Origin of the sequence: Streptomyces sp. NBC_00414 (assembly GCF_036038375.1) — a bacterium.
Classification (GTDB): domain Bacteria; phylum Actinomycetota; class Actinomycetes; order Streptomycetales; family Streptomycetaceae; genus Streptomyces.
Window position 1 is genome coordinate 2,678,898 of sequence record NZ_CP107935.1, and the last position, 15,983, is coordinate 2,694,880.

A 15,983-nucleotide genomic window follows, 5' to 3' on the forward strand; every position below is an offset into this window, starting at 1 on the left:
CCGCACGGATCGGCTGTGCCGCGGGGTGCGAACACCCCGTTGCGGACAGTGACGGTGCGCGCGCCGTTCTCCCCCAACTGGGCCGCGTCGTCAGGTCGTTCACCGGGCCGTGACGGTACGCCCTACTGTGACACCTGCCAACATCAGCTCGCAACCAGCAAGTTGAAAATTGCAATTCAGCAGGTGCATGCTTCCTCTGTCGAACGGGTGATCGTGACAGACTGCGACCTCGAAACCCGCTGTGAGGGGGTAAGGCGTGACCGCGGAGACCGACTGGGGTGGCGCGCCCTCCGTCCTGCGCATGATTCTCGGCAGGCAACTGGAGGAGCTGCGCAACCGGGCCGGACTGACGTTCGAGCAGGCGGGAGCGGCGATCGGGGTCAGTCACTCCACCATCCGCCGCATGGAGGCCGCCAAGGTGGCCCGGCTCAGGCTTCCCGACGCGGAGAAGCTGCTCCAGATCTACGGCGTGAGCGACCAGCAGGAGATCGACACCTTCCTCAAGTCGGTCCGTGAGGCGAACAAGCGCGGCTGGTGGCACACCTACCGCGATGTGCTGCCGGACTGGTTCTCCGCGTACCTGAGCCTGGAGCAGGCGGCGCTGCAGATCCGCGCGTACGAGGCGCAGTTCGTGCACGGGCTGCTGCAGACCGAGGACTACGCGCGCGCCCTGCTGAGCGCCGGCAACCCGCACGCCGCGGCGGAGGCGACCGACCGCCGTGTGGCGCTGCGCATGCGGCGCCAGGAACTGCTCACCAAGGCCTCGCCGCCGCGCGTGTGGATCGTGATGGACGAGACGGTGCTGCGGTGGCCGGTCGGCGGCCCCGAGGTGATGCGCGCCCAGATCGACCATCTGATCGAGGTCAACTCGCTTCCCCACGTGACGCTGCAGATCATGCCGTTCGTGAACGGTCCGCATCCGGCCATGCGGGCCGGCGCGTTCCACCTCTTCCGGTTCCGGGCGCGCGAGCTGCCCGACATCGTCTATCTCAGCGGCCTGGTGGGCGCTGTGTACCTGGACAAGGACGACGACGTCGTGGTCTACCGCGAGGCTCTGGACCGGCTGGGCGCCCAGTCGGCGCCCGCCAGAAAGACCGAGGCTCTCCTCGGTGCGATCCGCAAGGAGCTCTGACGTGCACCACCACATACGCAACGGCATCCCGTCCCGCGAACTCGGCAACCGCGGCTGGTACAAGCCGTGGAGCGACGACGCGGGCGGTGCCTGCGTCGAGGCGAAGAAGCTCGGCGACGGCCGGGTCGCACTGCGCCAGTCCACCGACCCCGACGGTCCCGCGCTGGTCTTCACCCCCCGCGAGATGACGAGTTTCCTGGCGGGCGTGAAGGCCGGCCGCGCCGACTTCCTGCTCTGACCGCCGTTCCGAAACTCCTGCTGCTGCTTGAGCGTTCACCGTGAACCGACGACATGATGGGAGATCGGCGTTGCCCGACAACGACGGATGGCCTGCCGACCGGATCGACACCGAGAGCGCGCACTCGGCTCGCATCTACGACTACATCCTCGGAGGCAAGGACTACTACCCCGCCGACAAGGAGGCGGGTGACGCCATGGTGCGGGAATGGCCCGCCATGCCCGTGCACATGCGGGCCAACCGCGACTGGATGAACCGCGCGGTGCGCTGGCTCGCCGAGAGCGCGGGGATACGCCAGTTCCTGGACATCGGGACGGGCATTCCCACCTCCCCCAACCTCCACGAGATCGCCCAGTCGGTGGCCCCCGAGTCCCGGGTGGTCTACGTGGACAACGACCCGATCGTCCTGACCCTGTCCCAGGGGCTGCTCGCCAGCACTCCCGAGGGCAGGACGGCGTACATCGAGGCCGACTTCCAGCATCCGGAGGCCGTTCTCGGTTCCGCCGAGTTCCTTGAGACCCTGGATCTCGACAAGCCGGTCGCGCTGACCGTCATCGCGATCGTCCACTTCGTGCTGGACGAGGACGACGCGGTGGGCATCGTCCGCCGCCTCCTGGACTCCCTGCCCTCGGGCAGCTACCTGGCGATGACCATCGGCACGGCCGAGTTCGCGCCCGAGGAGGTGGGCCGGGTCGCCCGTGAGTACGCGGCACGCGGCATGCCGATGCGGCTTCGGACGATCGGTGAGGCCGAGGAGTTCTTCGAAGGGCTTGAGCTGGTCGAGCCCGGGATCGTCCAGGTGCACAAGTGGCATCCGGACGGGGCCGGTGAAGAGGGTGTCCGGGACGAGGACATCGCGATGTACGGGGCCATTGCCCGCAAGGGGTGACGCCCCTCCCCGGCGGGGCGTGGGACGACCACGGCCCGCCGGACGCCGCGGGTCCGCTGTGGCCGGTCGCGCCCACGCCGCGGAGCCGCGCATCGATACAGCCCCACGCCCCTTCGGGGCTCGGGTCACTCGTTCGACGGGGGGACGATCCGGGCCCTGAGGTCCGGGTCGGGCATCTCCCTGTCGAAGGGGAACATCGGGCGGCGGATGCGGTGGTGGCCCAGGCGGGGCAGGTCCTGGTCCACTCCGCCCGGGGTGAGGGCCATCTTCCAGTCGGCCGCCATCGCGAAGAGTTCGGGCTCCAGATAGCCGATCTTGACGATCACGATGTCGGCCGTGCGGGGCGACAACTCCAGGTCGGTGAAGTCGTGTTCGTGGTGGTACGGCTTGCGCAGCGCCGTGAGCACCACGTGCACGCCGCCGACCCGCAGCACCGCCTCGGTCCGCGCGTGCGGGTCGCCGTGCCGGATCGCGTGGACCACACCCGTCATGGTGAGCGGGCCGGCGTGCCGGTCGTCGACCTCGGCGCCCGCCGTGACGGTGACGGTCGCCCCCACGCCCGCCCGTACCGCCGCGTCCACCGCGGCCGGGCCCGGGAGGGAGGCGTAGACGACCGTCGGTCCCAGTGGGTCCTTGAACTCCGGCCGGGAAAGCACCCGTTCGAGGCTCCAGGTGACGTCACCCGCGCCGCCCGCCGTCGGATTGTCGCCGGTGTCGCTGATGAAGTAGGGCCGGTTCTCCGGCGGGGCGGCCAGTGCCTCGCCGAGGATGTCGTCCAGTGAGCCCGTCGGCGCGACGAAGCCGAAGTCGTGCCGTGCCTCCCAGAAGCCGTGCGCCAGGCGTTCCGCGCCTGCCGTGACCGCCTGCCGCGAGGGGCCCGTGACGACCACCGCCGCCCGGTTGCGCGGCTCGTCCGCCCACGCGTAGCCGACCCAGACGGCCGCGTCCGTGACGCCCTCGGTGGCCTCGACCTCGCCGACGGCCGCGTACACGCTCCTCGCGGGTTCGATGCGGGTCGAGGTCTGTTCGCCCGCGAGGAGTACGGGGACGGGGATCCAGGCCTTGACGGGGCGGGCCGCGCCGGTCGTCAGGAGGTCCACGAGGTTGCGGGCCGCCCGCTCCTTGGTCTCCATGGCGTCCTCGTGCGGGGCCATGCGGTAGCAGGTGATCAGGTCGGTCAGGTGGACGAGTGCGCGGGAGACGTTGCCGTGCAGGTCCATCGAGGTGGAGACGATCACGTCCGGGCCGACCGCCTCCCGCACCCGGGCCAGCAGGTCCGCCTCGGCGTCGTCGAGGCCCTCCACCGTCATCGCCCCGTGGATGTCGAACCAGAGGCCGTCCAGGGGCCCCAGTTCCCTCACGCGGGCGATGAGTTCACCGGAGAGTTCGGTGTACGCGGCGGCCGTCACCGTGCCGCCGGGCAGGGCCTTGCCGACCAGTGCGCCCCGCCAGTCCGCGGCGGCTCTCAACGGTGTTCCCGGCGAAAGGAACTGATAGTTCGTCAACACCTCCTCGCCGCGCCGGGGACGGAACGCCGGGGCCTCGGTCCGCGCCGGCGAGAACGTCGACGACTCGATACCGAGCCCGGCGACGGCGATGACCGGACGGGCGACGGGGGTACGGAGTGGGGGCATGGCTCCTCGCACGGTGCTGGACGACAGGGCTGGGCGTCGGGGGTACGGCCTCAGGGGTGGCGGGGCCTCAGGGGTGGGCGGGGGTGGTTCCGGTGACCGCATGAAGGGCGTTCGCCAGGGCCCGTTGGAGTGCGAACTGGCCCGCTCCGACGAGTCCCGCGTCGGCGCCGAGGCTCGCCCGCTCGATCACCAGGTGCGTGGTGACGAGGGGGTGGCATCCTTCGTACAGCCGGCTGCGGACGGCGGCGACGAACGGTTCGAGCGTGGAGAGCAGGCCGCCGAGGTACACGGCGTCGGGGTTGAAGAAGTTGACGTTCGCGGACAGGACCATGCCCAGGTAGTGGCCGGCCTGCCGGACGGCACGGGTCGCCTGCGGGTCGGCGTCGGTGGCCAGGCGTACGACGTCGTCGATGGACTCGACGTCCAGGCCGCGTTCGCGCAGGATCCGGACGAGCGCCGCGCCCGAGGCGACGGTCTCCAGACAGCCGGTGTTGCCGCAGGAGCAGGGGATGTCGTGGCCGGCCTCGACCCGGGCGTGGGTGATCTCGCCCGCGGCGCCGGTCGCGCCCCGGTACAGCCGCCCGTCGGCGATGACACCCGCGCCGATCGCCGAGCCCATCTTCACCATGATCGACTGGCGGCGGTCGGCGGGCTGGACACTGTGCTCGCCCACGGCCATGCAGTTGGCGTCGTTCTCGATCGCGGCGGGCACGCCGAACCGGTCCTCCAGCCAGTCGCGGACGGGGAACCCGTTCCAGCCGGGCATCCGCGAGGGCAGCGTCACGACACCCTGCCCGACATCGACCGGGCCCGGCATGCAGAGGCCGACCCCGCGCAGCAGATCGCGGCCCCGGCGCTCGGCGAGGGCCTCCAGGGTCTCGGCGAGGGCCGGGAGCGCCACCTCGGGCCCCTCCGCCGCCGAGAACGGCACGGTGGAGACCTCGGTGCACCCACCGCCGGGCAGGACGACCCCGATCCGCGCGTGGCGTCCGCCGAGGTCGGCCGCGACGGCGTACCCCTCGTTCCCGCCGAGCCTGAGCACCTTGCGGGGCCGTCCGCCGGTCGAGGACCGTGTGCCCTGCTCGGCGACCAGGCCGTGCGCCAGGAGCTGCCCGACCGTGAGGGAGATCGTGGACGGCGCGGCGCCCAGCAGAGCGGCGAGTTCCGTGCGGGTCGTCGCCTGGCCGGAGGCGAGGAGTTCGAGGACGCGTTCGGCCAGCGAGGAGATGCCCGTGAAGCCTCGGCGATGCACCGCACTTTTTTCAGTCATGGACGAAGTAACTCCCGAGGTCGGGAAAAGCCGCGGAATTCCGCAGGGCGAGGCGATGAGCGTATGCCCGTATGTCCCTCTCGCGACTTTTTCCATAACAGCAGTAACAGACTTTTTACAGCGGGCTGCCTGTTTCTTCGGACACGGCGGTCGTTGACTGGCTCCGCCGAGCGCCACCGTTCGTTCGCGGCCTCGTGCACCCGACCTTGTTCACCTGAGGAGAGCCATGTCCCCTGCTCGTACGACGCTCGTCGCCGGTGCCGTCGTCTCGGCGGGCACACTGCTGCTCGCGGGCTGCTCCGGCTCGAACGACCCGTCCTCCGCGTCCCCCGACTCGATCAACTACGCGCTGCCCGCCAACTTCACGCCGAACTGGATCCTGCCGATCGGCACGGCCGCACACCTCAACACCAACAACAACTCCATCGCCGAGAGCCTGTGGGAACCGCTGATCGCGTACGACGGCTCGACCGGGAAGATCGCCTGGAACAAGGCGGGTTCGGTCGCCACCGGCGCGGACTTCGCACCGGACGGCAAGAGCGTCAAGATCACACTCGGTGAGCGCAGCTGGAGCGACGGCAAGCCGATCACCTCGCGTGACGTCGAGTTCTGGTTCAACCTCATCAAGGCGAACAAGGCGCAGTGGGCGGGCTACAACCCGGGCAAGGCGCCGGACAACTGGACCTCGTTCAAGGCCGTCGACGACCGGCACTTCACGATCACCTTCGACAAGGCCTACAACTCCCAGTGGATGCTGGCCAATCAGCTGAGCAGCATCAATCCGCTGCCGCAGCACGTGTGGGACAAGGCCGGCGCGTCCGCGCAGGTGTCCGACGCGGACCGGACCGCAGCGGGCGCGAAAAAAGTCTGGACGTATCTCAACTCCGCCGCGAAGAACATCTCCGGCTACGACTCGGACGCGCTGTGGAAGACCGTCAGCGGCCCGTACTCGGTCAAGTCCTTCGCCACGTCCGGGAAGGTCGTGCTCGCCGCCAACAAGAAGTACGACGGCGGTGAGAAGCCCGGCATCGCGACCGTGAACCTGCTGCCCTTCACGACGGCGGAGGCCGAGAAGAACGCGCTGCGCTCCGGGAGCGTCGACTACGGGTACATCGAGGCGACCGACCTCGACCAGAAGGACCGGTTCACCGCGCAGGGCTACACGGTCAAGCCGTGGTCCGGCTGGGCGATCACCTACATGCCGTACAACTTCAACAACCCGGCCATGGGCGCCGTGTTCAAGCAGCTGTACGCGCGCCAGGCGGTGCAGCGGTCGATCGACCAGAGCGGTCTGTCCAAGGTCATCTTCAACGGGACGGCCGTGCCCGGCTACGGCCCGGTCCCGCAGGCACAGTCCTCCGACTTCGTCTCGCCGGAGCAGAAGGCCAACCCGTACCCGTTCTCGACGAAGGCGGCCCGGGAACTGCTCACCGGTCACGGCTGGACCGAGCGGGGCGGGGTGATGGTCTGTACGGAGCCGGGAACCGGCGACGCGCAGTGCGGTGAAGGCGTCGACAAGGGAACGAAGTTCGAGATGGGCGTGCTGTCGCAGTCCGGCTCGACCGTCACCGACAACATGATGAGCGCGATCCAGTCCTCGCTGGAGAAGACCGGCATCAAGTTCTCGATCAAGACCGCACCGGTCAACTCGGTGCTCTCGCAGACCCCGCAGTGCACCTCGGGCCAGTCGGTCTGCAAGTGGCAGCTCTCGTTCTTCGGCACGGCCGGCAGCTGGTACTTCAACGCCTTCCCGACCGGCGACTCGCTGTTCCAGACCAAGGGCGGCTCCAACTTCGGCAACTACTCGAACCCCGACGTCGACAAGCTGATCACCGCGTCCACCACGTCGACGTCCACGCAGCCCGTACGGGACTACAGCGCGGCCGTCGCCAAGGACCTGCCGGTCATCTGGCTCCCGGCGCCCGACTACCAGATCTCGGTCGTCAGGAACGGCCTCGGCGGTTTCTCGCAGGACTCGCTCGCCGACTTCCACCCGGCGCAGTGGAAGTGGACCAAGTGAGGGCGGCCCACCGGACCCACCCGGTTCACCGGGCCTGCCGGATCCACCGACTGAGGACGGGCTGAGGACCGGCTCATGGACATGGCTCTCTACCTGATCCGGCGGGTCCTCCAGTCCCTCGTGGTGATCCTCATCGTCACGGTCGTCGTCTTCTGCCTGCTGCACGCGCTGCCCGGGGGCCCCGCACGCGGGATCCTCGGCCCGCAGGCGACGGCCCAGCAGATCGCCGCGTTCAACCACGAACAGGGCCTCGACCGCCCGCTCCCCGTCCAGTACCTCCACTACCTGCACACGCTGCTCCGGGGCGACCTCGGCACCTCGTACACGCTCAACGAGGCGGTCTCGCGGCTCATCGAGCAGCGGCTGCCGAAGACACTCGTCCTGACGGTGCTGTCCGCGTTCCTCGGGCTGCTGCTCGCGATCCCGCTCGGCATGTGGCAGGCGGTCCGCCGCAACAGGCCGGTGGACTACGTCATCACGACGCTGAGCTTCGTCGCGTACGCGACTCCCGTGTACTTCCTGGGACTTGTGCTGGTCCTCGTGTTCACACAGGTGCTGGACTGGTTCCCCTCCCAGGCGCCACAGGGTGAGACGCTCGCCGACGTGTTCGCGCAGCCCGAGGCGCTGGTGCTGCCGGTGGTGGCGGGCGCGGCCTCGATGGTCGCCGTGTTCAGCCGCTACATGCGCGCCGCGACGCTGGAGAACCTCCAGGAGGACTACGTACGGACCGCGCGGGCCGGCGGCTCGCGGCCGGGCGCGATCCTGCGGCGGCACGTCCTGCGCAACTCCCTCACCCCCGTCGTCGCGATGCTCGGCTACTACGTGCCCGTGCTCTTCGGCGGCGCGCTCGTCGTCGAGCAGCTCTTCAACTATCCGGGAATGGGGCTGCTGTTCTGGAGCGCCGCGCAGTCCTCGGACTATCCGGTGCTGCTCGGCTGTGTGCTCGTCATCTCCGTCGCGACCGTCATCGGCACCCTGCTGGCCGATGTCGTACAGCGGCTCATCGACCCCCGGACGAAGGCGGGCAGGACATGAGTGCCGTACTCCGGGCCGAGGCGCCCACGCTGGTGCCGGCCACCGGATACCGCCTGTCCGTGCGGCGGTTCGCGCGCAACAGGCTCGCGGTGGCCGGGCTGGCGGTGGTCGTCCTCTTCCTGCTCTTCTGCTTCGTGGGCCCGCTGCTGTACTCCACCGACCAGACCCACACGGACCTGACCCGGGTGAACCTCTCCCCCGGCGGCGCGCACTGGCTCGGCACGGACGCGGTCGGGCACGACGAGCTCGGACGGCTGATGTCCGGCGGGCGGGTCTCGCTGCTCGTCGGGCTCGCGGCGGGGCTCCTCGCCACCGTCATCGGCACGCTGTGGGGCGCCGTCGCCGGGTACGCGGGCGGCTGGGTGGACGCCGTCATGATGCGGGTCGTGGACGCGGGGATCGCCATTCCGGCGCTCTTCGTCCTGCTCGTCGTCTCGGCCATCACGACCCCGGACGCCCTCGGGCTGATCCTCATCCTGGGGCTGGTGTCCTGGCTCGTCCCGTCACGGCTCGTACGGGCCGAGACCCTCACCCTGAAGAGCCGGGACTACGTGCTCACCCTGCGCGCGATCGGCGGGACGCACGGCCGGGCGATCTTCCGGCACATCCTGCCGAACTCGGTGTCGACCATCGTCGTCGCGGCCACGTTCCAGGTCGCCGACGCGATCCTGCTCGTCGCCTACGTGTCGTACCTCGGCCTCGGTGTCCAGCCGCCCTCCACCGACTGGGGCGGAATGCTGTCGGCCGGACTCACGGCCGCGTACTCCGGGCGCTGGTGGCTGATCGTGCCACCGGGCCTCGCGATCATCCTCGTCGTGTGCGCGTTCAACGCGGTCGGGGACGGACTGCGGGACGCGTTCGACGTGAAGGGGCGGGCATGAGCGACGAGTTGGACGCGCACGGCATCCTGGAGATCGACGGCCTGGGGGTGACCTTCTCGACGGAGACGGGAGACGTGCCCGCCGTGCGCGGGGTGTCGCTGCGGGTACGGCCCGGGGAGACGCTGGCGCTGGTCGGCGAGTCCGGGTCGGGGAAGTCGACCGTGGCGCTCGCCGCGACGGGGCTGCTGCCGGGGAACGCGCGGGCCTCCGGCCGGGTCACGGTCGACGGCACGGACGTCGTCGGCTCCACCGAGACCGAGCTGTCGCGTTTGCGCGGGCGTACGGTGTCGATGGTGTTCCAGGAGCCCGCCACCGCGCTCGACCCGCTGACCCGGGTCGGGGCGCAGATCGCGGAGGTCGTCCGGAACCACCGGCCGGTCAACTCCCGGTCGGCCGCGCGGGAAGCGGTCGCTCTGCTGCGCCGGGTCGGCATCCCCGATCCGGAGCGGCGGGCGTCCGCGTACCCCTTCCAGCTGTCCGGCGGGCAGCGGCAGCGCGTCGTCATCGCCATGGCGATCGCGAACGCGCCGGGCCTGCTGATCGCCGACGAGCCGACCACGGCTCTCGACGTCACCGTCCAGGCCGAGATCCTGGACCTGCTGCGGGGCCTGGCCGCCGCTTCCGGCACCGGGGTCCTGCTCGTCACCCACAACATGGGCGTCGTGGCCGACTTCGCGGACCGGGTCGCGGTGATGCTGGAGGGCGAGATCGTGGAGACGGGCCCGGTGGAGGACGTCCTGCTCCGCCCCACCCACGAGTACACGAAGCGGCTGCTGGAGGCGGTGCCGCGGCTGGCTGTCGCCGAAGCCCACTCCGGCGCCGAGTCCGGGGCCGACGCCACGCACGGTGGCGCCGCCGCGGGCCCCGGCGGGGAGGGTGCCGCCGGCCGCAAGGCCCTGGGGTCGTCTCCCGGCGCCACGGTGCCCCGACTGGCTGTCGCCGATCCGGGGTCGGAGCCGGGCTCCGGGCCCGGAGCCCGGACCCGAGTCGGGCCCGGGACAGGTGCCGGGACCGGCGCCACGCACGGTGGCGCCGCCGCGGGCCCCGGCGGGGTGGGGGTCGATGGTGCGGCTCGGGTCGGCGACGGCGCTCCGGCCGGCGCCGGAGACGGCGTCGTCGTCGAGCTGCGGAACGTCTCCGTGCGGTTCGGGCGGGGCCGGAACGCCGTGCGGGCCCTCGACGACGTGTCGTTCACCGTCCGGCCCGGCCAGACGCTCGGGCTCGTCGGGGAGTCCGGGTCCGGGAAGTCGACCGCGGCCCGGGTGGCGCTCGGTCTCGTACGGCCCGCCTCCGGCACCGTCTCGCTCTTCGGTACGGACCTCGGGCGGGCCCGGGGCCACGCCCGCCGCGCCCTGCTGTCCGGTGTCGGCGTGGTGCTCCAGGACCCGGTGGCCTCGCTGGACGCCCGGATGAGCGTGGCGGAGTGCGTGGCCGAACCCCTGCGGGTCCACCGCCGGGGCATGCCGGCCGCCGAACGCCTGGCCCGCGTCACGGACATGCTCGAACGGGTGCGGCTCGCCCCGGAGTTGGCGCACCGCGGGCCGCGCGAGCTGTCCGGCGGGCAGCGCCAACGGGTCAGCCTGGCACGGGCCCTGGTGCTCGAACCCCGGCTGCTGGTCGCCGACGAGCCGACCAGCGCGCTGGACGTCAGCGTGCAGCGGACCGTGCTCGACGTGATCGCCGAGCTGCAGGCCGAACTCGGCTTCGCCTGCCTGTTCGTCTCCCACGACCTCGCGGTGGTCCAGCGGTTCGCCCGGCACGTCGTCGTCATGCGGGCGGGCCGCGTCGAGGAGAGGGGCCCCACCGCGACCACGCTCACTCACCCGGCGACGGAGTACACCCGCGGACTCGTCGCGGCCGTGCCCGTACCCGACCCGGTGCTCCAGCGCACGCGCCGCACCCGACGACAGGCCGCGCTCGTCGCCGCCGGAACGGAGAGCCGGACGTGACCGCGAGTGCGATCCCGAGTGCGATCCCGGGTCCGACCGGCACCGAGGTGTTCGCCGGGGTCGACATCGGCGGCACGACCACCCAGGTCGTGCTCTGCTCGGCCGAACTCGCCGTCGTGGACGGCGTGGAGGTACCCACCCCCGCGGCGGCGGGCGGCGCCGCGATGGTCCGTACGGCGCTCGACGCAATGGGCCTTCTCCTGGCGCGCTCGCCCGCCCGGCTGCTCGCGGTCGGCGTCGGCGCGGCGGGCGTGGTCGACGCGCGCGCCGGACGCGTCCTCGTGGCCAGCGACTCCTTCCACGCCTGGGCGGGCTTCGAGGTGACGGCCACGATGGAGGCGGCGCTCGGCGTACCGGTCTTCCTCGACAACGACGTGAACGCGTTCCTGCGCGGTGAGGCCGCCACGGGCGCCGTCGCGGGCGAACCGCACGTCCTCGGCATGACCCTGGGCACGGGGGTGGGCGGCGCGCTGTGGCTGGACGGCGCCCTGTACGAGGGCCCGCACGGCGCCGCGGGAGAGACCGGCCACATCCCGGGCTTCGGCGACCTCCCGTGCACCTGCGGCGGCCGGGGCCATCTGGAGACCCTCGCCTCGGGCCGCTCCATCGGCGCGCGGTACGGAGAACGCACGGGGCACACCCGCACCGCGCACGCGGTCGCCGAGGCGGCGGACCGCGGCGACCCGGACGCGCTCGCCGTGTACGGGGCCGCGGGCGCGGCGGTGGCCCGCGCGATCCTGATCACGGCGGGCCTGCTGGACGTCACGACCTTCGTGATCGGCGGCGGGGTCAGCCATGCCTGGGCCCTCCTGGAGCCGCCCATCCTGACCGCCCTGGCCGCCGAACCCCCCGTCAGCGGCCACCCCGTCCGGGTCGTCCGCAGCCGCCTCGGCAACGCGGCCGTCGCCATCGGCGCCGCGTCCCGGGCCCGTACGGAGTCGTGGGCGTCCCGGGCGGTCCGGGCTCCGCTGGGGCCTGCCTGAGTACCCTCATCCCTACCTCAAATCAAAAGCGCACAACTCCGGCCATGCGGGCGCTCACTTGACGACCGGGCGTTACACACGGTTGGCTCCGCGCAGCAAAAGTCGGACAGTCGGCACCCTCGTCCCGCCGCCTGTCGCACACGACTTCACGCTCCCCGTCCGCTTGCCGGCCGCACAGCGAGGTGCCGTTCCCCCATGACCCACACTCCCCTCCGCCCCCTTCCCACCAGATCAGCGCGCGGTACCGCCGTGGCCGCCTGCGCCGCCGTCTCCCTGCTCGCGTCCGGCTGCACCGGTTCCGACGGGGCGGACTCGGACGCCACCACGGCGGGCAAGGCGGGCGCCTCCGGGATCAAGGTCGCCCTCATCACCCACAGCGCCCCGGACGACGCGTTCTGGGAGCGGGTGCGCAAGGGCGCCGAGGACGCGGCCGCCAAGGACGGCATCGACCTGGCGTACGAGAGCGACCCCGACGCGGCGGGCCAGGCGAAGCTGGTGCGCGAGGCGGTCGCCGACAAGGTCGACGGCATCGCGGTGACCCTGGCCAAGCCGGAGGCGATGAAGAGCGCGGTCGCCGCGGCCAAGGCCGCGGGCATCCCGGTGGTCGGCCTCAACTCCGGTATCGACGCCTGGAAGTCAGGCGGTCTGCTGCAGTACTTCGGCCAGGACGAGAGCGTCGCGGGCCGGGCCGTCGGCGACAAGCTGGACTCGCTGCGCGCGAAGCACGCCCTGTGCGTCATCCACGAGCGGGGCAACGTGGCCGTGGAGGCCCGCTGCGCCGGTGTGAAGAAGACCTTCGGCGGCCGGACCGACCTGCTCTACGTGGACGGCACCGACGAGGACGCGCTGACCGACTCCGTGGCCGCCGCGCTGCGCCAGGACCCGACCATCGACGAAGTCGTGATGAACGGCGCCCAGTTCGCCCTGGAGGCCGTCAAGTCGGTGAAGGACGCGGGTAGCAAGGCCGAGATCGCCACGTTCGACCTCAACAACGACATCGTCAAGTCCGTGCAGAGCGGGGATGTGCAGTTCGCCGTCGACCAACAGCCCTACCTGCAGGGATACCTGGCCGTGGACGCGTTCTGGCTGTACCGGACCAACGGCAACGTCAGCGGCGGCGGCGAGGAACCGGTGCTGACCGGACCGGCGTTCGTCACCAAGGAGAACGTCGCCTCGGTCGCCAAGTTCGCGGCCAACGGGACCCGCTGAACCGCCCGCCGGGGCTGCCCGAACGGAGATCGCCTTATAACGGCGGTGACAAGGTTTGGGGTACTCACGGTGCGTACGGTCACTTGTACGGATAGCATCCTGCGGACCCCCTGTGTGTACAGGACACGTGGTCACGCGGTCACCCACCGCGCCTGTGCCCTGTCCTGCTCCGCCCTGCCGACCGCCCGACTTCCCCATGCGACCGACCGACACTCCCCCGCGACTGACCTCTGCTCACCGCTGATCGCTCTAGGACGACGATGTCTCCACGGACAGGCGCCCGCCGCCGTCTCGGCTCCATACGTCTCTCGCTGATCCTTCTGGCCCTGGTTCCCAGCGTCACCCTCGCCGCCATGTGGGGTGTGACGACGATCCAGATGTTCTCCGAGGGCCTGCGGCTGCGGGACCAGACCGGGCTCAGCCGGTCGACCGGGGCCATGGGCACCGACGCGACGCTGGCACTGCAGAAGGAACGCAGCCTGTCGGCCGTGCTGCTGGCCTCGCCCGGCAGCTCCCGTGCCGCCCTGGACGGGCAGCGGGAGCGCACCGACAAGGCGATCGCGACACTGGTCGGCCAGTCCGACCGGATCCGGGAGGCACCCACCCGGATCCGCGACCGGATGTACTCGGTCATCGCGTCGGTGGGGAGCCTGGAGTACTACCGGGGGCAGGTCGACAACCCCACGGACATCACCCCCGAGCAGGCGCTGGACCAGTACACCTCGATCATCGACGACCAGATCCACGCGTTCCAGGAGATCTCCCAGGTCGACGACGGCGAACTCACCTCGCAGGCGGGACCGCTCGTCGCCCTCGAACACTCGGCGGAGCTGGTCTCCCAGGAGGACGCCCAGCTCCACCTGGTCTGGCCGGCCGGCAAACTCGACGACGAGTCGTGGAGCCACTTCACCCAGCTCGTCAACGCCCGGCGCTTCCTCGTCGAGGACCAGCTCATCCCTTCGCTGCGCGGCTCGGTCAAGACACAGACCGAACGGATCCTCCAGGGCTCGGACTGGAAGGCGCTGGAGACCGTCGAGGAGCAGGTGCTCGCGGCGCGGGCGAAGGGCGGCGACGGCGGCAGGATCGACCTCCCGAACGCGGAGAAGCGCTGGAACACGGCGTACGACAAGCTCAGGCTGCAGTACTCCACCCTGATCCAGCAGGAGACGGCGGCGCTGCTCGAACGCAGCGACGACCAGGCCGAGGCACTGCTGATCAAGGCCGCCGCGCTGAGCGCCGGCGGACTGGTCGCCCTGCTGGTGTGTGTCTTCATGTCGTGGCGCATCACCCGCTCCCTGTCCCGGCGGCTGCGCGGGCTGCGCATCGCCACCCTCAGCCTGGCGGAGGAGCGGCTGCCCGACGTGGTCGCGCGGCTCGACCGCGGCGAGACGGTGGACGTGAAGTCCGCGACGCCCGAGCTGGACTACGGCCGGGACGAACTCGGGCAGGTGGCGCAGGCGTTCAACACCGCCCAGCGCACGGCGGTGAACACCGCGGTGGAACTCGCCGACACCCGGCGCGGCTTCCAGAAGGTCATCCTGGGCATCGCGAGACAGAGCCAGAACCTGGTCAACCTCCAGCTCACCAAGCTCGACGCGCTGGAACGCGAGCACCAGGACCCGAACATCCTCAAGGGCCTGTACGAACTCGACTCCACGGCGAGCCAGTTGCGCCGCTACGAGGAGAACCTCGTCATCATCAGCGGTGAGCGGCCGGGCCGCAGCTGGACCGAGCCGGTCGCCCTGATCGACATCCTGCGCAGCTCGGTCGGCGAGGTCGCCGAGTACCAGCGCGTGGAGGTGCAGACCGACGAGGAGGTCTTCCTCGCCCCGCCCGCGGTGGCCGACGTCATCCACCTGCTGGCCGAGCTCATCGACAACGCGACCACGTACTCCCCCGCGCCCAGCCCGGTCGGGGTGCGGGCCGGTCTGGTGGCCAAGGGCCTCGCGGTGGAGATCGAGGACCGCGGTCTGGGCATGTCCGAGGACGACTACGCGTCGTTCAACGCCCAGTTGGCGGTGCCCCCGCAGTTCGACGTGGTGGCGCTCGCCGACGACCTGCGGCTCGGCATGTTCGTGATCGCCCGGCTCGCCAACCGGCACGGCATCACCGTCACGCTGCGCCCCTCGCCGTACGGGGGCACGACCGCGATCGTGCTGATCCCGTACGAGATCGTGGTGCGCGAGTCCCCGGAGAGCGCCGCCGGGAACGCGAAGGGCGCCGAGGAGGCGCGGACGCCGGCCGCGGAACCGGCCCCCCGGGCCCTCGCCGCGATGAGCGCGACCGCCACGGCCGTGCGGGACGCCGAGCCGGACGGGCCCACGCACGAGCGTTCGCGGGAGCCCCAGCCCGTGGCCCGGGCGCGGACGACCGAGGTGCCCGCGGCGCGGACCGGCTCCAACTCCAGCTCCGGCTCCGGCTCCGGTACGTCACATCCCGATGCGGCGGGTGCGGGCAAGGGACGCGGTGGATTCGCCCCGCTGCCCCGCCGGGTGCCGCAGACCAGCCTGGCCGCCGAGTTGCGTGAGGACTCCGCGGCCGACGAAGGCGACGAAACCGGCGACACCCTGGACGACTTCACCGCGGAACGCGCGGCCTCCTCCCTTGCCGGATTCCAGCGCGGAACACTCCAGGCGCGTGACAACGACGCGGATCCGTCGTACGACCAAGAGGAAGAAGCCGCGCCCGAAGGCGCATCCGTCACCTCGACTCCGCCCGCTGACCGCTCATGAAGGACAGAGAA

General features: G+C 71.2%; 12 protein-coding genes. 10 read left to right on the forward strand and 2 right to left on the reverse strand.

The annotated features are described in order from the left end of the window. The first annotated feature begins 256 nt into the window (after positions 1 to 256). The 3 genes from OHS59_RS11455 to OHS59_RS11465 all read left to right on the forward strand — a co-directional run bounded on the left by OHS59_RS11455 (position 257) and on the right by OHS59_RS11465 (position 2,259). Positions 257 to 1,132: a helix-turn-helix domain-containing protein gene (locus OHS59_RS11455; protein WP_328493295.1), complete on the forward strand. Its 876-nt coding sequence runs from the start codon at positions 257 to 259 to the stop codon at positions 1,130 to 1,132. Position 1,133: 1 nt separating this feature from the next. After that, positions 1,134 to 1,370 carry a DUF397 domain-containing protein gene (locus OHS59_RS11460; protein ID WP_107021994.1) on the forward strand — a complete coding sequence of 79 codons (237 nt, stop codon included), beginning with the start codon at positions 1,134 to 1,136 and terminating at the stop codon, positions 1,368 to 1,370. A 70-nt stretch (positions 1,371 to 1,440) separates the two neighbouring features. Then, on the forward strand, positions 1,441 to 2,259 hold the full coding sequence (locus tag OHS59_RS11465; RefSeq protein WP_328493296.1) for an SAM-dependent methyltransferase: 819 nt from the start codon (positions 1,441 to 1,443) through the stop codon (positions 2,257 to 2,259). A 125-nt stretch (positions 2,260 to 2,384) separates the two neighbouring features. Here the strand turns inward: OHS59_RS11465 and OHS59_RS11470 are convergent, their stop codons facing one another. Both OHS59_RS11470 and OHS59_RS11475 read right to left on the reverse strand, forming a co-directional pair. Further along, on the reverse strand, positions 2,385 to 3,893 hold the full coding sequence (locus OHS59_RS11470; protein WP_328493297.1) for a M81 family metallopeptidase: 1,509 nt from the start codon (positions 3,891 to 3,893) through the stop codon (positions 2,385 to 2,387). Positions 3,894 to 3,960: 67 nt separating this feature from the next. After that, positions 3,961 to 5,163, reverse strand: a complete 1,203-nt coding sequence (locus OHS59_RS11475) for an ROK family transcriptional regulator (protein ID WP_328493298.1) — start codon at positions 5,161 to 5,163, stop codon at positions 3,961 to 3,963. Between the two features lie 226 nt (positions 5,164 to 5,389). Between OHS59_RS11475 and OHS59_RS11480 the strand changes: the two genes are divergently transcribed. The 7 genes from OHS59_RS11480 (at position 5,390) to OHS59_RS11510 (ending at position 15,972) form a co-directional block, all read left to right on the forward strand. Continuing rightward, the gene (locus OHS59_RS11480; protein WP_328493299.1) at positions 5,390 to 7,183 is read left to right on the forward strand and encodes a peptide ABC transporter substrate-binding protein; all 1,794 of its coding nucleotides are present in this window, start codon (positions 5,390 to 5,392) and stop codon (positions 7,181 to 7,183) included. A gap of 75 nt (positions 7,184 to 7,258) precedes the next feature. Continuing rightward, positions 7,259 to 8,218, forward strand: coding sequence for an ABC transporter permease (locus OHS59_RS11485; RefSeq protein ID WP_328493300.1), 960 nt, complete (start codon positions 7,259 to 7,261; stop codon positions 8,216 to 8,218). After that, positions 8,215 to 9,099: an ABC transporter permease gene (locus OHS59_RS11490; protein ID WP_328493301.1), complete on the forward strand. Its 885-nt coding sequence runs from the start codon at positions 8,215 to 8,217 to the stop codon at positions 9,097 to 9,099. The genes OHS59_RS11485 and OHS59_RS11490 overlap by 4 nt, the downstream gene beginning before the upstream one ends. Then, positions 9,096 to 11,048: an ABC transporter ATP-binding protein gene (locus OHS59_RS11495; RefSeq protein WP_328493302.1), complete on the forward strand. Its 1,953-nt coding sequence runs from the start codon at positions 9,096 to 9,098 to the stop codon at positions 11,046 to 11,048. Before OHS59_RS11490 ends, OHS59_RS11495 begins: the two co-directional genes overlap by 4 nt. A gap of 47 nt (positions 11,049 to 11,095) precedes the next feature. After that, on the forward strand, positions 11,096 to 12,031 hold the full coding sequence (locus OHS59_RS11500; RefSeq protein ID WP_328499169.1) for an ROK family protein: 936 nt from the start codon (positions 11,096 to 11,098) through the stop codon (positions 12,029 to 12,031). Between the two features lie 195 nt (positions 12,032 to 12,226). Next, positions 12,227 to 13,240, forward strand: a complete 1,014-nt coding sequence (locus OHS59_RS11505) for a substrate-binding domain-containing protein (protein WP_328493303.1) — start codon at positions 12,227 to 12,229, stop codon at positions 13,238 to 13,240. Positions 13,241 to 13,500: 260 nt separating this feature from the next. Continuing rightward, positions 13,501 to 15,972, forward strand: coding sequence for a sensor histidine kinase (locus OHS59_RS11510; RefSeq protein ID WP_328493304.1), 2,472 nt, complete (start codon positions 13,501 to 13,503; stop codon positions 15,970 to 15,972). The last annotated feature ends 11 nt before the right edge of the window (positions 15,973 to 15,983 follow it).